Genomic DNA, 23,447 nt, shown 5'->3' with positions numbered 1-23,447 from the left:
GCACCATGCCCCTTCTGTCGGTTGAGAATCTCCAGACGCATTTCCGAACCCCAGACGGCATTCTTCGAGCCGTGGACGGAGTGAACTTTACCGTCGAAGCTGGTGAGACGGTCGCAATCGTCGGGGAATCGGGCTGCGGCAAATCCGTGACCGCAAATTCGATTCTGCGGCTCATTCCAGAGCCGCCAGGGAAGATCGCGGGCCGGATCATGTTCGATGGCCGCGATCTCCTAAGCTTGCCCGACCAAGCCATGCGACGCATTCGCGGCAATGAGATCTCGATGATCTTCCAAGAGCCCATGACAAGTCTCAATCCGGTCCTCACGATCGGTCGTCAGCTCGGCGAAATTTTGCGCCTGCATCAGGGGCTCGACTCGACGCAAGCGCTGGCGCGATCAATTGAGATGCTGGCGCTGGTCGGCATTCCTGAACCGGCGAAGCGCGTGCGCCAATACCCGCATCAGCTTTCGGGTGGTATGCGGCAGCGTGTCATGATCGCCATGGCTCTCGCCTGCTCGCCGAAGCTCCTGATTGCCGACGAGCCGACAACGGCACTGGATGTCACCATCCAGGCACAAATTCTCGATCTAATGCGCGACCTGAAGAAGCGGGTCGGGGCGGCGGTCGTCATCATCACACACGACCTCGGCGTTGTGGCGGAAGTCGCTACCCGCGTTATCGTCATGTACGCGGGCCGTAAGGTCGAGGAGGCGGCCGTCTCCGAGCTTTTCGCGAACCCCAAACATCCGTATACGCAGGGGCTGATCGGCGCGGTGCCGAAGCTTGGCTCCTCGCTCCAAGGAACTTACACGCGCCTGTCTGAGATTCCGGGGCTTGTGCCGAGCCTGAAGCTGAAAATCGTCGGATGTCCATTTGCGGGGCGTTGCTCCAAGGTCACCGAGCTCTGTCGTGAGACCGCTCCGGCACTCGAACTCAAAGCCCCCAACCATATCGCTGCCTGTCATCACGCAGACCGAGGGGCATTGGCAGCATGAGCGCGACACCGATTCTCGAAGTCAAAGATCTCAAGAAGCACTTTGTAATACAAGGGAACGCGGTGAAGGCCGTGGATGGAATCTCGCTTCACGTCATGCCGGGAGAGACCTTGTCCTTGGTCGGCGAGTCCGGCTGCGGAAAGTCAACGGTCGGCCGAGCGATCCTTCGCCTTGTAGATCTGACTGGCGGCGAGGTCGTGTTGGACGGCCAGCGTATCGATCGGCTGTCGACTACTGCCCTAAGGCCCATTCGGCAGCGCATGCAGGTGGTCTTTCAGGACCCCTTCTCAAGTCTCAATCCGCGCATGCGGGTCGGGGACATTCTTGCCGAGCCGATTAGGAATTTTGGCCTTGCCGAGGACGCGGCCGATCTCGAAGCGCGGATAGCCCGTCTTCTCGACACCGTCAGTCTGCCGAAGGACGCGTCGGGCCGCCTTCCGCACGAATTCTCGGGCGGACAACGCCAGCGAATCGGTATCGCTCGCGCACTCGCGGCAGAGCCAAGTGTGATCATATGCGATGAGGCGGTCTCGGCACTCGACGTCTCGGTCAAGGCGCAGATCGTGAACCTCCTGCAGGACCTGCAACGGGAACTCGGTCTTGCGCTGCTCTTCATTAGCCACGACCTTGCCATCGTCGAGCACATGACCCATCGGATCGCGGTGATGTATCTCGGCAAAATCGTCGAGGTCGCAACTCGCGAACGAGCCTTCATGTCTCCCAAACACCCTTATACCTACGCGCTGCTTTCGGCGGTTCCCGTGCCGGAGCCCGGCCGGGCTCGCACGCGCATCGTGTTGAAGGGGGACGTCCCGAGCCCGATGAATCCGCCCAAAGGTTGCCGCTTTCACACGCGCTGTCCCTTCACGTTCGAGCGCTGTCGAACCGAGGAGCCGAAACTACGTAGCGTCGCGCCTGGCCAGGAAGCAGCCTGCCACCTCCACGATCTGCCGGCCACCGAAAACCCGCTTCCTTCCAGAGCGCACGAACGAGCTCAACCATGGTGCCAGTGACTATCATCTCGGGATTCCTGGGAGCGGGCAAGACAACACACTTGCGTGCATCCTCCAAAAATCTAGCCGAAGGCAAGATATCGCTCGAAACTACGGTCGTGCAAAGTGCGACAGGTCCGATGCCGTCGAAGAGACTCTGATGCCGGCAGATGAGAGGCGTAAAGCTGAGACCATGGAGCACAGACTCTCGGCGGAAGAACTAAAGGGAAGAACTAGAACTATGGAAGCGCACGTGTCGACTGCCGCCGTTTCATCGAATAGTTGGTCACCCGCGCCCGGTGCGAGTCACATCATTAGTGGCGTTCATGCGATGCTGCATCCGCGCAACATCGTTCTAGTCGGCGCAACCGACAAGCCGGGTAATTATGCCGAGCGGATCTGGAATAATCTGGTCAAATACAAGTACGAAGGCGCGCTTTATCCTATAAACGCCAGGCGCGACACGGTCTGGGGGGTAACCTGCTACAAGGATTTCGTCTCACTTCCCGAAAAACCCGACCATGTGCTGGTGCTGGTGCCGGCGCGTTTCGTCGTTCAGGTGCTGAGGGAGGCTGCCGCCGCAGGTGCGCGGTCGGCAACCATCGTCACGTCGGGATTCAGCGAGTTGCAGGACGATAAAAGCCAGCGGCTCGCCGCTGAACTTAAGGCCGCGGTGCGCGAGACGGGAATTGTTGTAACGGGACCGAACTGCCTTGGCAATTTAAGTGCAGGCGAAAAACTCTTCACCAATCTCGATGACCGGGCCGTCACCATGGAGCAGGGTACGGTCGCGATCGCCGGCCAATCGGGCGCCATCGTGATGATGATCCGTCAGGCGCTTGAGGAGCGCGGCGTCGGTGTTGGTTATATGGTCTCTACCGGCAACGAGGCTGGGCTGGAGACGCCGGATCTGATGACCTATTTCGCCGCTGATCCGTCGATCCGAGTGATCGTGGTTTATCTCGAGGGCGTGCGCAATACCAAGGCGTTTCGGAGTGCTTGCAGGGCAGCACGTGCCGCCGGCAAACCTGTCATCGCGTTGAAGCTGGGGGCCTCAGAGGGCGGCCGTGCCGCCGCTATGGCACATACCGGCGCCCTGGCAGGCTCCATCGAGTCCTTCGACGCAATCTCGAGCCGCGAGGGCGTGATCCGGGTGCGCGGGCTTGATGAACTGATCGAAACCACCGAATGTTTCGTTCATACTCGATTGCCCAGAGGCAGCCGTCTAGCCGCAGTGACACTGTCGGGTGGCAAGCGGGGGCTTTTGATCGACGCATTTCACTCGGCGGGGCTCAATTTTCCGGCGCTTGGCAAGGGTGTCAGGGAGAGGCTGACGACAATGCTCGGGCCGGGCTCGATGATTGGCAATCCGCTGGATGCTGGCTTTGCCGCGGTGGTCGATCCTTCTGTTTATATCAAATCGATCGAGATCATGATCGAAGATCCCGACACTGACATTGTCATTATTGACGCAGACCTGCCCAAGGCGACGCATGAGTTGCGCGAGCGCAACTTGCGCCTCGTCAACGACATGGCGAGCGCCACGTCGAAGCCTGTGATCTATATCAACCCTATGTCCAGCGGCTTTACCGACTACACAAAAGCCTTGCGTAAATCCTTGCCTAACATCACTGTCATGCAGGGTCTGGACCGCGCGGCCGGCGCCATTAAGGCGCTCATTGACTATACCATGCTCAACAAAGATGTGCCGGATATTGCTTCCTCTTCAAGACCCGAGGCGCGCGCGTTGCTGGAAAAGACGTTGAAGAGAACTGGCGGCGCCGCGCTCGACGAGATCGTCTCGAAAAAGCTGCTAAAGGCTTATGGCATCCCAATCTCGAAGGAAGCGATAGCGCAGACGGCCGAAGAGGCCGTAGCGATCGCGAAGAAGATCGGCTTTCCCGTCGTGGCGAAAGTGGTCAGTCCGGACATCTTGCATAAATCGGACATCGGTGGCGTGGTAATCGATCTCAATAGCGCAGCGGAGGTCAAAAAGGCGTTCAACGATATCGCTACGCGCGTCAGGAAGCTGAAGAGCAACCCGAAGCTCGAAGGTATCTTGATTGCCCAGCAGGTCAAAGCCGATCTCGAACTCGTGATAGGCGCTTCACTTGATGCTGAGATGGGACCGGTCGTGCTGTTTGGAACGGGAGGCGTGGACGTCGAGTTGATGAAAGACGTGGCACTCGCCGGCGCGCCGATTGACGCGACCGAGGCGAGTAGACTGATAAGCCGCACTAAGGCCGGCGTGAAGATCAAGGGCTATCGCGGCAAACCAGGCTTGAACGAAACTGCTGTGATCAAAGCGCTGGTTGGGCTCTCCAACCTGATCGCCGATGCGGACGGTCGGATCGCCTCAATCGACGTCAACCCATTTCTTGTCACCGACAAGATTGGCCTCGCAGTTGATGCACTTGTCGTATTGCGGAATGAGTCAGAGAGGGGTGCTGGTCACTAATAATGGCATTGTAAGCGGGTCTGAAGCCTTCAGAAAGCGTTTCGCGCACAGAGCACTCCAGGTTTCGGCTTTGCGGTGCCGAGATCGAAACAGCGCTGCGCCAGAACGATGCGCGGAACAAGGGTCCACACATCGCGTGAACGATCCGAAGTTGATATACCACAGTGAGCCGATTTGAGATGACGGACGGCATTGTGCCGCATCACGTCGGCATGTGCGGACACACTGTCGGCTGCTTGGATTGGGCTTCACTGACAACTCAGACGGCATTTGGCGACACGTCCTTTCTCAAGGGCGGAAAGTGTGAGGTTGGGGGCGCCGGCGCGCGTATTTCTTCGCGATAAGGCCCCGCCAATTGAAGTTTACGCGCTGTGTCGCATCCGCACGCCGAAAATCAGCTCCGGGCAGCGGCCATAGTCGCGCGGCGTCAGCCCCTTTGATAGGAATGGAAATGAAAAGAGAGCATTTGGACATCGAAGGGGCCACAAATCTGGTGGTGGAAATCCTGAGCAAGAATGGGCTGTCGAAGTCCGACGCCCGACTGTGCGCAGAACACCTCGTCGCGGCCGAGGCGCGTGGCTATCCAGGACACGGGCTGCGGCGGATTCCCGCGATTGCGCTTCTTGCAGAGCAGCTGAGTCAATGCGCCGGCAACAAGGTGAAGACGGAGGCCCCGGGTTTCGTGGTCTTTGATGCGCAAGGACGCCTCGGCATCCCCGCCGTCAGCGAGGCCGCTCTCAGTGCCGCCGCCCGGCTAGCCAATTCCTCCGCAATCGTTTTCGGCGTAGTCGGCTATGTGGGGACCACTGGCTCCCTAGCCATCATTGGGGAGGCGCTTGCGGCCCGCGGAGTGGTTTCGATCCTGATGTGCAGTTCCCAGGCCGCGGTTGCGCCGCATGGTTCGACCCGTGCCGTCCTGGGCACCAACCCAATCGCGATCACAGTACCGGGGCGCCCGACCACGTTCTGCGCCGATCTCGCGACCTCCGCGTGGTCCTACGGCGCCATTCGGGTTGCTGCCGATGCCGGACGACCGTTACCCGAGGGCGTTGTACAGACGCGGGCGGGCGAGACGTCAACGGATCCAGAGGACGCCCACAACGGCAGCATGCTGCCGTTCGCGGGGCATAAGGGGTACGCGCTTGGGCTAGCGATCCAACTCCTGTGCGGCCCCTTCCTTGGCGCCAGCGCCGCCCCGCGCGAAGATGGCTTCATGGGCATCCTGGTAAGGAGCGACGCGAGCCGGCCAGCCGCGGATCTGAACCGCGACGCGCAGGCGCTCTTCGATGAGATTTTGGCCGGTCCGCCAATCGATCCGGAGGCGCCGATCCGTATCCCCGGCGACAAGGCCAGCCGGGCTCAAAGGAGCGCGACACAGATCGAGGTCTCTGCGGAGTTGATGGCGCGCCTCCGCAAACTGGGAGCCTAAACCCGTGTTGCCGTTCGGTCTGTGACGCTCGTCTTCGCGGGCTTAGGGGCGGGCGTGACGTTGGGGTTCGAACGCCCAGGGCCCAAGAGGTCTGCGGTGGTGCGCCCGTGCCCGCGCCACGGTGGCTGGCGAGTGGTGATCAAGTCCGACGAGAACGATTCGATCTCCGGAAAAGCGCGGCAGGTCGGGGCACGCGCCATGACCCTGAGCCCGGACAACAGGCGACTGAAATGGCGCATCACCTCACCATTCAGCCCGCGCTGGCCCTCGTTCGCCAGACGAGCTCCTAGTATATGAAGAATGGCAAAAAAAATCACGATCGTGAAAAATCTCATTCACAATCGTGAAAAAGTTTGAAATAATCTCACGGTTCGATAGGAGATCGATGTGGCTGGCGGCGCCCACCTGAGTCTTCGCGTTCGGAGAGTCGTTGTCCTGCTCAAACGAAAGCGGCTCACGTCTGAACGAGATGGCACGCGGTCGACCGCTGCTAACCGATTTACTTTCACCAAGGAGCCAGCGTGAGCGAAGTGGTCAAGCTTGAGCGTCATGACGAAGTCGGGCTCGTCACGGTCAACAGCCCGCCGGTCAATGCGCTGAGTGCCGCGGTCCGCGGTGGGATTCTCGAGTGCATCAAGGCCGCAATCGCCGATCCCGCCATCAAGGGCATCGTGCTGACCTGCACCGGCCGCACCTTCATCGCCGGCGCCGACATCACCGAATTCGGCAAGCCGCCGAAGCCGCCCGCGCTCAACGACGTGCTCGCCGAGATCGAGAATTCGCCAAAACTCGTTGTCGCCGCGATCCACGGCACCGCGCTCGGCGGCGGCCTCGAGGTCGCGCTCGCCTGTCATTTCCGCGTCGCGGCCAAGGAAGCCAAGCTCGGCCTGCCCGAGGTGAAGCTCGGACTCCTGCCGGGCGCCGGCGGCACCCAGCGCCTGCCCCGCGCGGTCGGGCCCGAACTCGCTGTCAAGATGATCGTCGGCGGCGACCCGATCGGGACGGCGGAGGCGCTGAAGAACGGTCTGATCGAGGAGATCGTCGAAGGTCCGGCCTCCGGCGGCGAAGCCTTCGTCCGCAAGCTCATCGCCGAGAAGCGTCCGCTGCGGCGCCTGCGCGACGACGATTCCAAGATGGCGGCGGCCAAGGCCGACCGCTCGATCTTCACCAATGCGGTCGCGGCCATGACCAAGAAGTCGCGGGGCCTGGAAGCGCCGTTCGCCGCGGCCGATGCCGTCGGCTACGCCATCGACCTGCCGTTCGAGGAAGGTCTGAAGAAGGAGCGCGAGGGTTTTCTCAAGCTCGTCGCCAGCGATCAGTCCAAGGCGCAGCGTTACGCCTTCTTCGCCGAGCGCGAGGCCAACAAGATCGCGGGCGTGCCTGAGGGCACCAAGTCGCGTCCCGTTAACCGTGTTGCCATTTTGGGCGCCGGCACCATGGGCGGCGGCATCGCGATGTCGTTTGCGAACGCGGGCGTTCCCGTCACCCTGATCGAGACGGGCGAGGAGCAGCTGAAGCGCGGCATGGGCATCATGCAGAAGAACTGGGAAGCGACCGCCGCGCGCGGTGGCATCCCGGCGGATGCGCCGGCCAAGCGCATGGCGCTGATCAACGGCGTCGTCGGCATCGAGAATGTCGGCGATGCCGACCTCGTCATCGAAGCCGTGTTCGAGACCATGGCGGTGAAGAAGGAAGTGTTCGGTAAGCTCGACCAGTACGCCAAGCCGGGCGCGGTGCTCGCCTCCAACACCTCCTATCTGAACATCGACGAGATCGCGAAGGCAACCAAGCGTCCGCAGGACGTGCTCGGCATGCACTTCTTCTCGCCGGCCAACGTCATGAAGCTGTGTGAGATCGTGCGCGCCGACAAGACCGCGCCTGACGCGCTGGTGACGGCGGTGAGCATCGCGCGCAAGATCGCAAAGGTGCCGGCCGTGGTCGGCGTCTGCGACGGCTTTGTCGGCAATCGCATGCTGGCCCAGCGCGGCAAGCAGGCGGAAAAGCTCCTGTTTGAAGGTGCCTTGCCACAGCAAGTCGACGCCGTGGTGACCAAATTCGGCATGCCGATGGGCCCGTTCGCGATGGGCGACCTCGCCGGCCTCGACATCGGCTGGCGCTCGCGCAAGGACCGCGGCATCAAGTCGGAGATCGCGGACGCGCTCTGCGAAGCCGGCCGCTTCGGCCAGAAGACCGGCAGGGGCTACTACAAGTACGAAGCCGGCTCGCGTTCGCCGCTGCCCGATCCTGAGGTCGAGAAGCTGATCGACGAGACCTTCCTGCGTCTCGGCCGCAAGAAGCGCGTCGTCAGCGACGAGGAGATCCTCGAGCGCATGATGTACCCGATGATCAATGAGGGCGCGAAGATCCTCGAAGAGGGCATCGCGGCGCGTCCCAGCGACATCGACGTGGTCTGGCTCTACGGCTATGGCTGGCCGATTTACTGCGGCGGCCCGATGTTCTGGGCCGACAGCGTCGGCCTCAAGCACATCGCCGATCGCCTCGCCTTCTACGCCAAGGAGACCAACGACCCGAGCCTCGAGCCCGCGCCCTTGCTGAAGAAGCTCGCCGCGGAAGGCAAGACGTTCGCCTCGCTGGCGGCGCAGTCGAAAGCGGCCTGATGATCGCTACCTCTTTGCCGTTATTTCACGTTGCGCAATCGCGCATCATAGCTCGCGACTGTCGTCGAGCCGCACTTTCCGCGGCCCCGGTGATCGCACCCCGGGAATGACGAGTGATGTGTTGCGGAAGATGACCTATACCGGCGAACAGTTTTATCCTGAGGGCGCGCGTTGGGACGACGCCATTGTCCAAGCCGCGATGCCCAGCCTCTTCTCAAAAGCCGCCGCTGACTGCCGCCCGCGCACGCACTGGAGTTTTGCGACCGCCCGATCAGCCGTACCGAACTCGCGGTAATGGCCGAGGGCACGGCAGCAGAAATAGTCACAATCCACCCAACTCGCATCAGGAGTCGTTCTTGACCGAAGCCGTCATCGTTTCCACCGCCCGCACCCCAATCGGCAAGGCCTATCGCGGTGCGCTCAACGCCACGGAGGGCGCGACCCTGCTCGGCCACGCCATCGGCGAGGCCGTCGCCCGCGCTAAGATCGACCCCAAGGAGGTCGAGGACGTCGTGATGGGGGTGGCGCTTCAGCAGGGTTCAACCGGCAGCAACATCGCCCGCAAGGCGCTGCTGCGCGCTGGCCTGCCCGTCACCGTTTCCGGCACCACGGTTGACCGACAATGCGCCTCGGGACTTCAGGCCATCGCGCTCGCGGCGCGTTCGGTGATCTTTGATGGAGTAGAGATCGCGGTCGGCGGCGGTGGCGAGTCGATCAGCCTCGTGCAGAACGACAAGATGAATTCGTTCCACATGCGAGATCCGGCGTTGCTCAAGATCAAGGGCGATGCCTACATGTCCATGATCGACACGGCCGAGGTTGTGGCCAAGCGATACCGCATCTCGCGCGAGAAGCAGGACGAATATTCGCTGGAGAGCCAGCGCCGCACCGCGGCCGCCCAGCAGGGCGGCAAGTTGAGGGAGGAGATCGCGCCAATCAAGACCATGATGGCCGTCACCGACAAGGCGACCAGTGCCGTCACGATGAAGGAAATCACGCTGTCGCAGGACGAAGGTCCGCGTCCCGAGACCACGGCAGAGGGCCTCGCCGGCCTCAAGCCGGTGCGCGGCGAGGGTTTCACCATCACGGCTGGGAATGCCAGCCAACTTTCGGACGGCGCCAGCGCCTCCGTCATCATGAGCGACAAGGAAGCGTCGAAACGCGGGCTCGCCCCGCTCGGCATCTTTCGCGGTTTCGTCACCGCCGGCTGCGAGCCGGATGAGATGGGCATCGGCCCGGCTTTCGCCGTACCCCGCCTGCTCAAGCGGCATGGCCTCAAGGTCGAGGACATCGATCTCTGGGAGCTGAATGAAGCCTTCGCTGTGCAGGTGCTGTATTGCCGCGACAAGCTCGGCATCGATCCCGACAAGATCAACGTCAACGGCGGCGCCATCTCGATCGGCCATCCTTACGGCATGTCTGGCGCGCGACTGACGGGCCACGCCTTAATCGAGGGCCGCCGACGCAAAGCCAAATACGCGGTTGTCACCATGTGTGTGGGTGGCGGCATGGGCGCAGCCGGTTTGTTCGAGATCTTACTGTAATTCAGATCGCCTCGGCTAGTTGCGCAACTGCCCACGCGGGCCAGGACCCATACTTCGCAGCCGGAGTTTGGGGCGGGACGAAAGCGGTTTCCGTAACAACGAAGCCGCGTTTTGGGTCCCGGGCTCGGGACGACGAAGGAATCTCACAGGAGAATCGCATGGATCTCGCATTCACGAAGGAAGAGCAGGCGTTTCGCGAGGAGGTGCGGCAGTTCCTCCGTGATAATGTGCCGTCGGATACTAGGCGCAAACTGGTCGAGGGCCGCCACCTTTCCAAGGAGGAGATGGTGACGTGGTGGCGCATACTCAACAAGAAAGGCTGGGGTGTCAGCCACTGGCCCAAGCAATACGGCGGCACCGGCTGGACCAGCGTGCAGCACTACATCTTCACAGAAGAGCTGCAGTCCTATCCGGCGCAGCCGCCTCTCGCCTTTGGCGTCAGCATGGTCGGCCCTGTCATCTACACCTTCGGCAACGAGGAGCAGAAGAAAAAATACCTGCCGCGCATCGCCAATGTCGACGATTGGTGGTGCCAGGGTTTTTCGGAGCCCGGCTCCGGCTCCGACCTTGCTTCGCTCAAGACCAAGGCCGAGCGCAAGGGCGACAAGTGGATCATCAACGGCCAGAAGACCTGGACCACGCTCGCCCAGCACGCCGACATGATCTTCTGCCTCTGCCGCACCGATCCCTCCGCCAAGAAGCAGATGGGCATCTCCTTCATCGTGTTCTCGATGAAGTCGAAGGGCGTCACCGTGCGCCCGATCCAGACCATCGACGGCGGCCGTGAGGTCAACGAGGTCTTCTTCGACGACGTCGAGGTTCCCTACGAGAACCTGATCGGCGAGGAGAACAAGGGCTGGGACTACGCAAAGTTCCTGCTCGGCCATGAGCGGACCGGCCTGGCTCGAGTCGGCCTCTCCAAGGAGCGGCTGCGCCGCATCCGCGACTTGGCCTCAAAAATCGAGTCCGGCGGCAAGCCAATCATCGAGGATTCCGCGTTCCGCGATAAGCTCGCGGCCTGCGAGATCGAGCTTAAGGCACTCGAGCTCACGCAGCTGCGCGTCGTCGCCGACGAGAGCAAGCACGGCAAGGGCAAGCCCAGCCCAGCGTCTTCCGTGCTCAAGATCAAAGGCTCCCAGATCCAGCAGACCACCACCGAGCTCTTGATGGAGGTCATCGGGCCGTTCGCCGCGCCCTACGATGTGCACGGCCATGATGACACGAATGAAGCCATGGAGTGGACCGCCCAGATCGCGCCGAGCTACTTCAACAACCGCAAGGTCTCGATCTACGGCGGCTCCGACGAGATCCAGCGCAACATCATTGCCAAAGCGGTGCTGGGACTTTGACCCGCGAAGCAGCTTAGCAAACGGTGCCGTACCCCTTGTACGCAATTGCGCAGTCGGGCGGGCACCCAGCACGCCACGGCGTGAGCACGGCAGGCGAGATCCCCGCTTTCGCGAGGGCTGACGTCTAAGAGTAAAGCGACGGCCGGGCAGTTCCCGCCGATATGGAGAGAAACATGGATTTTGATCTGTCGGAGGAGCAGCGGCTTCTCAAGGAAAGCATCGACGGCCTGCTGACCAATTCCTACGATTTCGAGCAGCGCAAGAAGTACATGGCGGAGAAGGGCGGCTGGAGCAAAACGGTCTGGCTCAAGCTCGCCGAGCAGGGCCTCTTGGGCCTGCCCTTCAGCGAGGCCGACGGCGGCTTCGGCGGCGGCGGCGTCGAGACCATGATCGTGATGGAGGCGCTCGGCAAGGCGCTGGTGCTGGAGCCTTATCTCGCCACGGTCGTGATCGGCGGCGGCTTCCTGCGCCATGCCGGCACCGATGCGCAGAAGGCCGCGCACGTGCCGGGGATCATCGACGGCAGCAAGACGCTCGCCTTCGCGCAGCTCGAGAAGAACTCGCGCTACGATCTGTTCGACGTCACCACCACCGCGAAGAAGAGGGGCGACGGCTGGATCATCGACGGCGAGAAGTTCGTCGTGCTCAATGGCGAAAACGCCGACACGCTTCTAGTCACCGCGCGCACCAAGGGCGACCGCCGCGACAGAAGCGCCATCGGTGTGTTCCTGGTCCCGGCCAACGCCAAGGGCGTCGCCAAGAAGTCCTATCCCACGCAAGACGGCCTGCACGCCGCCGACATCACCTTCACCGGTGTCGAGGTCGGCACTGATGCCGTGCTCGGCAACCCCGAGGATTCGCTGGCGCTGATCGAGCGCGTGGTGGACGAAGCCCGTGTCGCGCTCTGCGCCGAGGCGGTCGGCCTGATGGACGAATCGCTCAAGACCACGGTCGAGTACATCAAAACGCGCAAGCAGTTCGGCGTCGCAATCGGCTCGTTCCAGTCGCTGCAGCACCGCGCCTCCGACATGTTCGTGGCCGCCGAGCAGGCGCGCTCGATGTCGATCTTCGCGACCATGGCTGGTGATTTCGAGGACGCCAAGGAGCGCAGCAACGCGATCGCCGCGGCCAAGGCGCAGATCGGCAAGTCGCTGAAATTTGTCGGCCAGCAGTCGATCCAGCTCCACGGCGGCATCGGCATGACCATGGAGGCGAAGATCGGCCATTACTTCAAGCGCCTCACCATGATCGAGAACACCTTTGGTGACACCGACTACCACCAGCGCCGCGTCGCGGACGCGGGCGGGTTGATCTGACGCCACGCCATGACCGTCATCCCGGGACATCGCGAAGCGATGAGCCCGGGTTCTCGTGGTACATCGTCATTCCTCTGCATGCTCATTAATTCGCTAATTGGATCGCGGTAGTCTTGTTGCGGCAAAGGGCTTGGAATTTGTACTGCCGAGGCCTGATGGGGCCTGTGGTGCGAGGTCCTCGAACAGTTCGTTGGTAAAGAGTGGTCGGTTTGTCGAAGGTCCTGCGGGATGGCGTCATCAGGTCCGCTAGATGCGCGCAGCAGGCGGAATCAGGAGGGCAACAACAATGGAAAATGCCCCGTTCGATCTCAGCGGCGAGGTGGCTGTCGTCCGCTCCAGCCGCGCCATAAGCAAGCTCTGTGCAAGGACGCCCGGGGAACGAGAAGCGGGGTGTTGTGGGCTCGCGCCGATCTTGGAGGAATCGGAACCCCGCTGCACGACGGCCTTCTCGATGTGCGAAGCCGTTTCTAGGACTCTACCATTTCGGCTCTAATGCTCGGATATCGGATGCGAACGCCGGGACACGCGGGGTAACGATCGCGGAGCCCGCGATCTTCGCCCCCGCCATCAGCTCATCGTCGGCAGAACGAACTCAGCTCCAGAGCGAATGCCAGTAGGCCACCTTGTCGTGATCGTCTTAAGCTTGGTGTAGAATCGTACTCCCTCGGGCCCGTGCATGTGGTGATCACCAAAAAGGGACGCCTTCCATCCGCCGAATGAGTGGAATGCCATCGGAACCGGGATCGGCACGTTAATACCAACCATGCCGACTTGAATTTGATGCGCAAATTCGCGCGCCGCATCTCCGTCCCTCGTGAAGATGGCGGTGCCGTTACCGAACTCGTGCGCGTTGATCATGCGGGCGGCCTCCTCGTACGACTTGGCCCGTGCGACGGCGAGCACCGGCCCGAATATCTCCTCTTTGTAGATCTTCATATCGCTCATGACGTGGTCGAAAAGCGTTCCGCCGATGAAGTATCCTTTATCGTAACCTTGGCGGCGGAAGTCACGGCCGTCGACAATCAGTTTTGCTCCCTCGTCTACACCGATGTCGATATAGCCATGGATCTTGTCGAGATGCTGCCTTGTCACAAGTGGCCCCATCTCTGCATCGGGGTCCGTTCCCGGGCCGATCTTCAGAGCGCGAACCTTGGGCGCCAATTTTTCGATCAGCCTGTCGGCCGTCGCGTCTCCGATCGGGACTGCGACTGAGATCGCCATGCAACGCTCGCCTGCAGCGCCGTAGGCGGCGCCCATCAGAGCGTCAACCGCCTGATCGATATCAGCGTCCGGCATGATGATCATGTGGTTCTTGGCGCCGCCCAAGGCCTGACACCGCTTTCCATTTCGTGTGGCCGTTTCGTAGATGTAACGGGCAATAGGAGTGGACCCGACGAAGCTCACGGCCACTATGTCGGGATCGGACAAAATGGCGTCGACCGCTTCCTTATCACCATGTACGACATTGAAGACGCCGTCGGGCAATCCAGCCTCCTTCAGCCAGTTTGCCAGTATGAGCGAAGCGGAAGGATCGCGTTCGGACGGCTTGAGAATGAATGCGTTGCCGCACGCGAGGGCGATCGGAAACATCCACATGGGTACCATCGCCGGAAAATTGAATGGTGTAATCCCGGCAACGACGCCAAGCGGTTGACGTAGAGAGTGGCTGTCGACGCCAGTTCCGACGTTTTCCGTGACCTCTCCTTTGAGAAGTTGGGGTGCGCCGGTGGCAAACTCGACGACCTCCATGCCGCGTTGAATCTCGCCCCTCGCGTCCGAGAGCACCTTGCCGTGCTCGGCCGTGATCACTTGGGCGAGTTCGTCGATCCGATCCTCCAGAATTCGCAAGAAGCGGTTGAGAATTCGCGCGCGGCGCAAGGGAGGGGTGTTCGACCAGGCCGGAAACGCCTTTCGAGCTGCTGCCGACGCCGCACGGACGTCCTGGGCCGAAGCCAATCCAACCCTTCCCGTTTGTTCGCCGGTCGCAGGATTGTACACAGCCGTAGTACGGGCACCGCGGCTTGCCACCAACTCGCCATTGATGAAGTGCTGAATCGCCGTAGGCATCGAACATTTCCTTCCGAACAGAACTTGATCGCCGCTCGTATGCAGCGCATAAAGTCGTGTATCAACGAGCGAATGTGCGGACCCGTTGTGCAGAAATTGTAGTCGATGGATTGGGAACGGGTTCGGATATTCCTTGAGGTCGCGCGAGCAGGACAAATCCTGAAGGCCTCGAAGAGCCTTCGGTTGAATCATGCCACAGTAGCGCGGCAACTTACGGCGCTTGAGCGAAGCTTGAGCACCAAGCTGCTCGAACGACATACGTCCGGCTGCATTCTAACTGCAGCAGGCGAGTCGTTGCTCGCCGCAGCGGAGCGCGCAGAGAGCGAATTCCTTAGAGTAGGCTCCAGCATCGGCGGTGCGAGCCAAGCCATCACAGGTACGGTGCGGGTCGGTGCACCTGATGGCCTTGGCAACTATTTTCTTGCAAATCGGCTCGGCATGCTCGCCGCGAAACATTCGGGGCTCGTCGTTCAGCTGGTGCCGTTACCACGAACATTTTCGCTGTCGCGGCGAGAGGCCGATATCGCTATTACGTTGGACCGCCCCAAACAGGGGCGACTAATCCTGTCGAAGCTGACCGACTACACACTCAGCGTCTATGCGGCGGAGCAATACCTTGGGCGTGAGGGTCCCATCACCAGCCAGGATGAACTCGCCGGCCGCTTGTTCGTGACGCATGTCGAAGATATGGCTTACAGCCGCGCCCTGGACTATGCTTCTGTACTGGGCCGCCTTATGTCGCGTCGATACGAATGCGGCAGCGTGGTCGCGCAAATGGAAGCGGTTCGCGCCGGTCATGGAGTCGGAATCCTCCACGACTACGCAGCGCAACGATATTCAGAGCTGAAGCGCTTGTTGCCCGAGGTCCGGTTCGTGCGCAACTATTGGATCACCTCTCATCCCGATACGCACGAGACACGCCGGGTCCAAGAGGTTCATCGATTCATCTCGGGATCCGTCAAGGCCGCGAGGGCCTCGTTCGTATCGGACTGAGGCGGCGCGAAGCAGAGGCGGAAGCATCGAACGGGTTCTCCAAACTGGCACCCGCTTAGCCGACGAGACCGCGTCACATCGCAATCGAGAGCACTAAGGACTCGGGGGGCATCGGCTGCGTGCGGATCGGCTGGATCGAGAGAGATTTTGTCATGCCCCTGCCGCGAAACAATCTAGCCGATAACGGAAGTGGTCCAAAGGCGTGCTTGGAAAGAACCGCCTCAATAGTCTTTTGCAGGTTCGTATTGTGACCGCTCGGGACAAACACCAGGACACTCTCATGGTACGCGGCCAACGGATTGGCCGGAGTTAGCTGAAACTCGCCGCCCGCGACTTGAAAATTATTTATTGTTTGCTTTCTAAGGCGCGCCGATCCGCGCACGCCGATGGCGCGACTAGGCCCATGCGGATTCAAGGCTTCAGCGAGAAGCAAGTCGGAGCGAATAGCGATGCATCCGTGACTTTCTATCGGCCAAGCGCATAGGCCGGGCGACGGGGATCCGCGGCCCCTTCGAGTGTTCCCTCAGGCCGTTGGCGGGCGATGCATACCGCACCCGCGCGCCATGCCCAGTCCGGCCAGACCGCAACATCGTGACCCAGCATCCGGAGATCGGAAATCTGTCGGGGGCCAAGGCGTTCTTCAATGTTGAGGCGGCCCGGATGCGCAGCGTGCGGTTCGAACGAGTCTGGGAAGCTGTAACTCGCGAACCGAGCCGCCTCGACCGCGGCTTGCGGCGGCATTCCGAAGACTTCCAGGTTCAGCCAGACCTGGAGCAGGGCCTGGAGTTGCACATCGCCGCCCGGGGTCCCCATGGCGGTGAAGGCGCCATCCGCCGCTCGGGCAAGGAACGGCGCGGGTGTCAGGCGCGGCCGCTTGCCGGGCGCGACACCTGAAGGATGCTGGGGGTCGGCCCACGACTGGCTGCCCCTGGAGGATGGGCACAGCCCAGTTCCGGTGACCACCGGTGTGTCGTAGGACACGTCGCTAGGAGTCGCGGAGAATACGTTGCCCTGACGGTCGATAACCGCGAGGTAGGAGGTGTCGAGCGGGGCGAGCTTAGGCGCCGCGAGGGCAGCGCCTTCCATCCTCGCACCGCCGCCCAGGTCACCAGCCGGTGACATCTCGGGCCAAGCCCGATGCGGGTCAATGAGCTCCCGCCGGCGGGCGGCGTACGCCGGGTCGAGCAGCGAGCCCAAAGGAACATCGGTGAAGCGCGGGTCGCCGAAGTAGCGATGCCGGTCGGCGAAAGCGAGCTTAATGGTCTCGACCAGGGTGTGAACGTAGGCGCTGCTGTTGTGGCCGAGGCCCGCCAAATCGACGCCCGCCAAATCGACGCCCGCCAGCATCGTCAGCATCTGCAGCAGCACCGGGCCCTGGCACCAGGGGCCGCAGGCGTACATCGTCGATCCGCGGAAGCTGGCGCTGACCGCCGGCTCTATGCCGACCTGGAAGTTCGCCAGGTCCTGCATCGACAGCAAGCCGCCATTTTGCTCGTGGAAAGCCACGATTGTTCGCGCGATGTCGCCGCGATAGAAGGCGTCCCGAGCGGCCTTCAGGCCTTCCACACGGCTCCGGCCCCGCGCCGCTGCCTCGCAGTCGGCCATGTACTGCAGAGTGCGGCCAAGATCGGACTGGACGAACACATCACCGACTTTAGGCGGACGTCCCCCGGGCAGATAGATCGCCGCGGAGCTGGGCCATCTCGCATAGCCCTCGGCGTAGGTGTGCAGCAGTTCCGCCATCAGCGGATACATGACAAAGCCGTCGCGTGCGAAACCGATGGCGCTCTGCGCCACCTCCGAAAAGCTCATTGTGCCGTAGCGAGCCAGTGCCGTGATCCAGGCGTCCGGCGCGGCTGGAACGACGGTCCGCAAGACGCCCTCCGGGATCGCGCCACCGTGCTCGCGCATAAAAATATTCGGATCGAGCGCGCGAGGCCAGCAGCCCAGTCCGCTGATGGTGATTACCTCGTCGCGTTCGGCCAGGTAGAGAATGATCGGTGCGACGCCGGCGACGTTAACGAGTTCGCTCTGCACGACGCCCAACACCAGGCCTCCTGCAACGCCAGCGTCGATGGCGTTGCCACCGCTTTCGAGTATCTGCAGCGCGGACTGAGCCGCGAGATAGTGGCCCGCGGAGACGACATGGCTCGTCCCGGCGATGGTCGGACGCAACGAGGTCAGGCCGTGGGCCGTGCCCAGTCCCGACAGGGAATCGATACTCATGGCGCAACCTCTCCTCTGATATTCGCCGCGCGAACCGCGAAGCGCCGAGCCAGCACGGCGCCGACGGCGAGCTGGATCTGGTGGAAGACCATGAGCGGCAGGATCACGCCGCGGACCGCCGCAGTTGGAACGAGCGCGCCTGCGATCGGCACGCCGGGCGTCAGGCTCTTCTTGGAGCCGCACAAGGCGATAGCCATCTCGTCCTCCCGGGAAAAGCCGAGGCGGCGGGCGCCCCAGATCGTGGTGACGGCTAGCAGCATGCCACTGAGGACTCCGACCATGATCAGGTCACCCACGGAAGCCCGCGCCCAAAAGGCTGTCGACCTCCACCGCGCCGAGGAGCCCCAACACCAGAGCCGCCGGAATGGCGGCGGTGAACGAGTCGGGCCGCAGACGGGGGGAGGGGCGCGGTGACGAGCGTGGTCATGCGGCGAGCAGCAGTGGGGTCAGGAGATAGGCCAGCGGCTTGTGATCGCCTCGTCGCCCTGAACCTTCTGCACGAGCCCGGCCGCTATCATCCCGGCGCCGCGTTTCGACTTCCTGCCTCCAGGGGGGTAGGCCTCCGCGTGGCTGCTGTAGAGGCGCTCGAGCTCTACCGCCGCTTCGTGCAGACGCATCACGGTCAGGAGCCGATGGCCCAGTAGCCGTTGGGCGATCTCGTCGATGACCGGCAGAATCGCCCCTTTCGGGCCTGTCCTCGCCGCCTCGGTGACCCGTGCCAGATCGTCTCCGCCTATCACAGGAGCACCACGCGCAAAAGGGCCTCGATTGGCCTGGGCAGCGGCGAGACCGTGTTCGTCTCGTGCATCATCATCGCGATCACGAAATTATGCGCCATGCCTCAGTTTCCCGTTTTCGAATTCATGACAATCCCGCTCTACAGACGTCAGCCCTACCGGAAAATCCCTCGTTAGAACCATCATTGGCCCACTCTCCACCTCGCTCGGGCTTAGCAACCCGGACGCCAGAGGAGCGCGCGACAAGATATGTTTGGGGGCGCAGGGCTTTTGGGCAAAGTTTGACACGAACGCGGGCGTGGTGATCGCCGGCGAAAGCCGCGACTTGGCGCCGGTTCAGGACTCGCTATGCCGCTTCCCGTCCGGTCGGCGCTTCATGTGCCGAGCACTCCCAAATTGGTTCTCCCTCGACGTACGTGCCGAGGACCTTGAGATCGAGCACGTGCTCGGGATCGACTGCGCGTGGGTTCTTATCGAGGAGGACAAAATCCGCATATTTGCCAACCTCAATGCTTCCGATCTCGTTGTGCTTTCTAAGGTGGAATGCCGCGTCAATTGTTACGGAGCGCAAGGCCGAATCCATATCCATGATTTGATCCGGACCAATAACGTTTCCTGCGCGGCTTCGACGAGTAGTGGCAAGATGTAGGCAAAGGAGCGCATGCGGCCAAGTCATTGGCGGATCGCAGTGGAGCGAACTCCGCATCCCCTTTCGGACGGCGCTCCCTGCTGGCACAAACTTTGCGGCCGCTTCCGGCCCAAGGAGCGCGTCGCGGAGTGCTTCGCCCCAATAGTACAGGTAAGGCAAGAAGAAGCTGCAGACGACCCCGAGCTTATTGCAGCGGTCGATTTGGTCTTCGCGCAACGTTCCGCAATGCTCGAGCCGAAATGGACGCTTTGCTTCGGGAAACTCATTGAGCGCCGCCTCATACGCATCCAGAACCGCGTCGATCGTGCGATCGCCATGTGTATGAACCGACATTTGATGCCCACGGAGCGCGTAAGCGTTTATTATTCGCTTCAGCTCTTCGGGCTTGTAGTTCATATGACCGACGCTATCGCGCGGAAGACCCATGCTTGTAAGGGTGATTTCGTTGTTGAGGTATGGCTTCGTCAGCCACACGTTTCCCATGAGGACGGACCCATCACCCCACATCTTGATACCGGCCATCGCAAACCGATCGTTTCCTCCGTCAAAGGGAATCGTCTCGATTCCTTCGGGAACAGCTCTCTGATAGCAAAACACCCGAATGGGCATTTGCTCGCGCTCCAGAGTCTTCTTGTAGAAGACACTGGTCATTGGCGTCAGTCCCATTTCCGAGCTGGTTGTATATCCAGACTTTGAGAACTTCCACAGCCAATCCCGTAGCGAGTCGATACCCCGCTGCTCGCCACAGATCGCATAGAAACTCTCGACGATGTATTCGCGTGAGCGCTCCTCAAATTTCCATGGTTCACCATTCTCGTCGTAACGAACATGCCCGCCAGGAACGACGGGGGTCTCGCGTGTGATTTTAAGTGCTTTAAGTGCCGCCGTGTTCAGAAATATTCCGTGCATGTTTGACACCTGCACGGCGATCGGAATCGTCGGTGAGAGTTCGTCGAGCTCTGCTTTGGTGGGCTCTTTGGCACCCACGTGGAGCTGGGCGTCAAGGCCCAGGAACCAGAGGAAATCCCCCTCCCTTGCCTTGCTAACCCTTCTTCTGATCTTGGCGAGAGCGGCCTCGTAGGTAGGCGTGTGCACTGATCGAATATCGACGACCGGGTCGCCCCAACATAGAGCGCTAAGCAGAGGATGGCCGTGTGCTTCGACGAAACCAGGTAACATCGTGCGCCCCTCGAGATCGACCATGGTCGTTTCGGAATCACGATAGCTGCTTACGGCTTCCAAAGATCCAACGGCTAGTATTTTCCCCTTGGATATCGCGACTGCTTCAACTTGCATCTGGTCGCGATCCATCGTGACGATCGGACCCCCGTGAAAAATCGCGTCTGCACCCATCTGTGCTCCCCTCTCCTGCTTCCGGGCTTCAAGCGCCGGTGGTCTGCCGTTCAAACATTTCCGTGAGTCGGCCGATCGGCAGTTCGCCGCGCATTCCTATGAATACGAGTTCGCTGCTCTGATCGCCGGAAGATGAAAGGCGTAGATCGATCGTCGAGCGCTTGCCGATCAGCTGGAAAACGCCGCTCTGACCTGGCAAATCCGAAAATCGAAGGATGCCCTTAGCGCGCAGAATCGACGCAGGAAGTGCCTTTACGATCGCAGCGAAGTTGGCCTGCTTGCCGACATTGCCTGACCAGGACCAGCTCTCAAACGCGCCGGAGTGATCACGAGTCGTGTAAGCACCCCTGCAGGCGACACAGGCTCGATCGCGGCATGGGCTTTCGGGCTGGTCACACCGAAATGTTGTTGTGTTCCAACTCGAAGGAAGCTGGTGGCGCGCCTCTATGTCGCTATCAGAGAGCAACATGAACGCGGGAAGGACGGCATTGTACGTTCTTATAATTCTCATCATAGGCAGCGCGCCGCGGAGCGTCGCGATGACTTTTTCGGCGACTGCCGGCGTCACCAGGTCGGACTTGTTGAGTAACACATAGTCCGCGACCGCAGCCTGATCGATCGCCAGCTCAGTGTTTTCGAAGTTGAGGTCCGGAAAGTTCTCGGCATCGACAACGCAAATCGTACGATCGACCTTTAGTCGGCGAGACACCGCCGGCTGCATAAATGCATCCGCGATAGCCATCGGATTAGATACGCCACTCGTCTCAAGCAAAACTCCGTCGAACCTCGGCTCTGAAGACGCGATAGCCAGAATTGAAGTTAAGAGGTCATCTTTGATGCTGCAGCACACACATCCATTTGTAAGAGAAATGATGGTGTCGCTCTGCGATGCAACCAGCTTCACATCGATGTTGAGCGCGGCAAAATCGTTGACGAGAACGGCCAGTCGCTGCCGAGTCTGCTGCAGTATGTTGTTCAGAAGAGTCGTCTTACCGGCACCGAGAAATCCGGACACGATCGTAACTGGTAATGGCTGCTCCCGGGCGAAATGCAGCATCGCGGCATATCCTCGGTGCCTGCAGCAGCGGTTTAGACGCGTCCGCTGCCCATCACACCGTTCCCTGTACGAAGTGCGCGTGGCTGGAGAACCACTGAAATTCGCAGCGACGAACCGAGATTCAAATAAATTGCTGCATCAATTCTGTCAATGTGAATTTTTACAAAATAATTTCATATACATGATCGTATCGGGCGTCCGGCAGAAAAAGCCGGCCCCGTTGTAAGCTAGACAATGACATTCGGGGGCATCGCCAACGCCGGCGGGTTGACATGCCACTGGGGCGTTCCGCGGAACGCAGCCAAACAACTACGTGAGATAGGCACCTGCAACCTCGCCAATCAAAGGGCCGTCGCTGCGATTAACGAAGGCAGGCTGGGAGCGGAGAGGCTGGCTGCGCCGGCGAGGTCGGCGCTCTATCTGACATGCGCTTCTTAATAGTGCCGATCGCCGACGTCTTTGAGCGTACATTTCTGTTAAGAACTGGCCCGACTAGCTTGGGCCTTTGCCGAGTGGCCCCCGTCGCTCGGGATGGTTGCGCCACCACCGTTCGAAGGAAGCCAGGTGATTACAGTCAAACGAGCCGCCGGTTCGCCGTTTCTATTGCCCGGTTGTTAGAGGCCGGCGGCCATAGAGGAGCCTGCGCTTCCTGTTCGATCATGTTACGTATTGGTTGTGTCGTACTACGGTTTAAGCGATTCCCAGGTGGACTGCTCGTGAACGCTGTGCCTTGCTAGTAGTGCGGGGGAGTGATCACCCACACGACCTTAGCAGGCTCCTTTCCAGGGTTCGCACAGCGATGTTGCGAAGTGCTGCTAAAGGAGAAACTGTCTCCTTCCTCGAGCTGAAAGAGCTTCCCGTCGACCCACAGGTCCAGTTGCCCCGCGATCAGAACCCCCGCCTCATTGCCGTCATGGCTGTATTCCCCGCTGTCGGCCCCCGGCTCAATTGTACTCATGAGCAGTTCTAGCGGGCCGGCGAGATTGGGAGAGAGAAGTTCCTCGACGATGCCGAGGCCGGTGAAGGTCAATCGGCGGCGGTGCGCCTTGCGAACGACGACGTCACGTTCGTCAGGCGTAGCCTGCATGTTGCCGTTGAAGAACCAGTTCATGTGCACGCCGAGAACGTCGCTTAGCTTTTTCAAAACCCCGATCGGCAGCTTGGATTGGTTTCGTTCGAGCTGACTCAAATAGCCGACCGAAATACCGGCTGCGTGGGCCAGCTGGCTCAGCGTCAGCTTCTTGATCTTGCGCAGCTCGCGAATCTGTTCACCGACGGCAGCCTGCAGATCCAAGTCCCCCTTTGGTTCAGAGGACGCCCATTCATCAGCTGCGCGTATCGATCTGATCGCCATGAACTCTCTCGTCTCTTCAAGCGGCGCGTGTTGCTGCCATGACAAGCCCCTCTGAACCTAGTCAAGCAAGGCACTTTCAGCAGTCAATCACTCGGAGGGCTTTAATCGTTGAGCGTAGCCCGAGTGCCAAAGTGCCCGATTCTTTATAGGACTCACAGCTTTCGAAACAATACCAACAGGCATGAAATTTATCTTCACATATGTGAAAAATCATGAAATAATTTCACGGTGGTTATGGAGCTTAGATATGACGGATCTTCCAAAGTCGGCTCAAGTCGTCATTGTCGGCGGCGGTATCATGGGTTGCAGT

General features: G+C 60.9%; 15 protein-coding genes and 1 pseudogene. 10 read left to right on the top strand and 6 right to left on the bottom strand.

From position 1 onward, the window contains the following. Positions 1 to 5 precede the first annotated feature (5 nt). The 9 genes from XH81_RS05095 (at position 6) to pimD (ending at position 12,701) form a co-directional block, all read left to right on the top strand. Positions 6 to 995 carry an ABC transporter ATP-binding protein gene (locus tag XH81_RS05095; protein ID WP_271596057.1) on the top strand — a complete coding sequence of 330 codons (990 nt, stop codon included), beginning with the start codon at positions 6 to 8 and terminating at the stop codon, positions 993 to 995. Continuing rightward, entirely contained in the window at positions 992 to 2,008 is a 1,017-nt protein-coding gene (locus XH81_RS05090; protein WP_271596056.1) for an ABC transporter ATP-binding protein, read from the top strand. The genes XH81_RS05095 and XH81_RS05090 overlap by 4 nt, the downstream gene beginning before the upstream one ends. Then, positions 1,996 to 2,148 carry a GTP-binding protein gene (locus XH81_RS38715; protein WP_442868199.1) on the top strand — a complete coding sequence of 51 codons (153 nt, stop codon included), beginning with the start codon at positions 1,996 to 1,998 and terminating at the stop codon, positions 2,146 to 2,148. Before XH81_RS05090 ends, XH81_RS38715 begins: the two co-directional genes overlap by 13 nt. Before the next feature lie 80 nt (positions 2,149 to 2,228). Then, positions 2,229 to 4,445 (top strand): acetate--CoA ligase family protein, encoded by a 2,217-nt coding sequence (locus XH81_RS05085; protein WP_271596055.1) that lies wholly within the window; start codon positions 2,229 to 2,231, stop codon positions 4,443 to 4,445. Between the two features lie 451 nt (positions 4,446 to 4,896). Then, entirely contained in the window at positions 4,897 to 5,874 is a 978-nt protein-coding gene (locus tag XH81_RS05080; protein ID WP_271596054.1) for an Ldh family oxidoreductase, read from the top strand. 521 nt (positions 5,875 to 6,395) lie between these two features. Further along, positions 6,396 to 8,492: a 3-hydroxyacyl-CoA dehydrogenase NAD-binding domain-containing protein gene (locus XH81_RS05075; RefSeq protein WP_271596053.1), complete on the top strand. Its 2,097-nt coding sequence runs from the start codon at positions 6,396 to 6,398 to the stop codon at positions 8,490 to 8,492. 356 nt (positions 8,493 to 8,848) lie between these two features. After that, positions 8,849 to 10,036 carry an acetyl-CoA C-acyltransferase gene (locus XH81_RS05070; RefSeq protein WP_271596052.1) on the top strand — a complete coding sequence of 396 codons (1,188 nt, stop codon included), beginning with the start codon at positions 8,849 to 8,851 and terminating at the stop codon, positions 10,034 to 10,036. Positions 10,037 to 10,194: 158 nt separating this feature from the next. Then, on the top strand, positions 10,195 to 11,385 hold the full coding sequence (gene pimC / locus XH81_RS05065; protein WP_271596051.1) for a pimeloyl-CoA dehydrogenase large subunit: 1,191 nt from the start codon (positions 10,195 to 10,197) through the stop codon (positions 11,383 to 11,385). A 173-nt stretch (positions 11,386 to 11,558) separates the two neighbouring features. Then, positions 11,559 to 12,701, top strand: a complete 1,143-nt coding sequence (pimD, locus tag XH81_RS05060; protein WP_271596050.1) for a pimeloyl-CoA dehydrogenase small subunit — start codon at positions 11,559 to 11,561, stop codon at positions 12,699 to 12,701. Between the two features lie 567 nt (positions 12,702 to 13,268). Here the strand turns inward: pimD and XH81_RS05055 are convergent. Next, the gene (locus XH81_RS05055; RefSeq protein ID WP_271596049.1) at positions 13,269 to 14,768 is read right to left on the bottom strand and encodes a CoA-acylating methylmalonate-semialdehyde dehydrogenase; all 1,500 of its coding nucleotides are present in this window, start codon (positions 14,766 to 14,768) and stop codon (positions 13,269 to 13,271) included. Positions 14,769 to 14,873: 105 nt separating this feature from the next. Here XH81_RS05055 and XH81_RS05050 point away from each other — a divergent pair, with 105 nt between their 5' ends. Beyond that, a complete protein-coding gene (locus tag XH81_RS05050; RefSeq protein WP_271596048.1) occupies positions 14,874 to 15,761 on the top strand; it encodes a LysR family transcriptional regulator in 888 nt (295 codons plus the stop codon). 465 nt (positions 15,762 to 16,226) lie between these two features. Here the strand turns inward: XH81_RS05050 and XH81_RS05045 are convergent, their stop codons facing one another. From XH81_RS05045 to XH81_RS05025, 5 genes and pseudogenes are all read right to left on the bottom strand, one after another. Beyond that, on the bottom strand, positions 16,227 to 17,987 hold the full coding sequence (locus tag XH81_RS05045) for a gamma-glutamyltransferase family protein (RefSeq protein WP_271596047.1): 1,761 nt from the start codon (positions 17,985 to 17,987) through the stop codon (positions 16,227 to 16,229). Then, a pseudogene (locus XH81_RS05040) lies at positions 17,984 to 18,289 on the bottom strand (bile acid:sodium symporter); the annotation flags it as partial. The pseudogene XH81_RS05040 and the gene XH81_RS05045, both read right to left, overlap by 4 nt. A gap of 781 nt (positions 18,290 to 19,070) precedes the next feature. Further along, entirely contained in the window at positions 19,071 to 20,726 is a 1,656-nt protein-coding gene (locus XH81_RS05035) for an amidohydrolase (protein ID WP_271596046.1), read from the bottom strand. A 28-nt stretch (positions 20,727 to 20,754) separates the two neighbouring features. Beyond that, a complete protein-coding gene (locus XH81_RS05030; protein WP_271596045.1) occupies positions 20,755 to 21,783 on the bottom strand; it encodes a CobW family GTP-binding protein in 1,029 nt (342 codons plus the stop codon). 733 nt (positions 21,784 to 22,516) lie between these two features. Next, positions 22,517 to 23,137, bottom strand: coding sequence for a helix-turn-helix domain-containing protein (locus tag XH81_RS05025; RefSeq protein ID WP_271596044.1), 621 nt, complete (start codon positions 23,135 to 23,137; stop codon positions 22,517 to 22,519). Between the last annotated feature and the right edge of the window lie 310 nt (positions 23,138 to 23,447).

Origin of the sequence: Bradyrhizobium sp. CCBAU 25360 (assembly GCF_028128695.1) — a bacterium.
GTDB lineage: Bacteria > Pseudomonadota > Alphaproteobacteria > Rhizobiales > Xanthobacteraceae > Bradyrhizobium > Bradyrhizobium ottawaense.
This window is presented reverse-complemented; position numbering and strand designations above follow the sequence as displayed.

What these genes read in the sequence shown, in the direction of transcription:
- XH81_RS05095 (WP_271596057.1), top strand. Translation starts at nt 6, where the DNA reads ATGCCCCTTCTGTCGGTTGAGAATCTCCAGACGCATTTCCGAACCCCA.
- XH81_RS05090 (WP_271596056.1), top strand. Translation starts at nt 992, where the DNA reads ATGAGCGCGACACCGATTCTCGAAGTCAAAGATCTCAAGAAGCACTTT.
- XH81_RS38715 (WP_442868199.1), top strand. Translation starts at nt 1,996, where the DNA reads ATGGTGCCAGTGACTATCATCTCGGGATTCCTGGGAGCGGGCAAGACA.
- XH81_RS05085 (WP_271596055.1), top strand. Translation starts at nt 2,229, where the DNA reads ATGGAAGCGCACGTGTCGACTGCCGCCGTTTCATCGAATAGTTGGTCA.
- XH81_RS05080 (WP_271596054.1), top strand. Translation starts at nt 4,897, where the DNA reads ATGAAAAGAGAGCATTTGGACATCGAAGGGGCCACAAATCTGGTGGTG.
- pimC (WP_271596051.1), top strand. Translation starts at nt 10,195, where the DNA reads ATGGATCTCGCATTCACGAAGGAAGAGCAGGCGTTTCGCGAGGAGGTG.
- pimD (WP_271596050.1), top strand. Translation starts at nt 11,559, where the DNA reads ATGGATTTTGATCTGTCGGAGGAGCAGCGGCTTCTCAAGGAAAGCATC.
- XH81_RS05055 (WP_271596049.1), bottom strand. Translation starts at nt 14,768, where the DNA reads ATGCCTACGGCGATTCAGCACTTCATCAATGGCGAGTTGGTGGCAAGC.
- XH81_RS05050 (WP_271596048.1), top strand. Translation starts at nt 14,874, where the DNA reads ATGGATTGGGAACGGGTTCGGATATTCCTTGAGGTCGCGCGAGCAGGA.
- XH81_RS05045 (WP_271596047.1), bottom strand. Translation starts at nt 17,987, where the DNA reads ATGAGTATCGATTCCCTGTCGGGACTGGGCACGGCCCACGGCCTGACC.
- XH81_RS05035 (WP_271596046.1), bottom strand. Translation starts at nt 20,726, where the DNA reads ATGGGTGCAGACGCGATTTTTCACGGGGGTCCGATCGTCACGATGGAT.
- XH81_RS05030 (WP_271596045.1), bottom strand. Translation starts at nt 21,783, where the DNA reads ATGCTGCATTTCGCCCGGGAGCAGCCATTACCAGTTACGATCGTGTCC.
- XH81_RS05025 (WP_271596044.1), bottom strand. Translation starts at nt 23,137, where the DNA reads ATGGCGATCAGATCGATACGCGCAGCTGATGAATGGGCGTCCTCTGAA.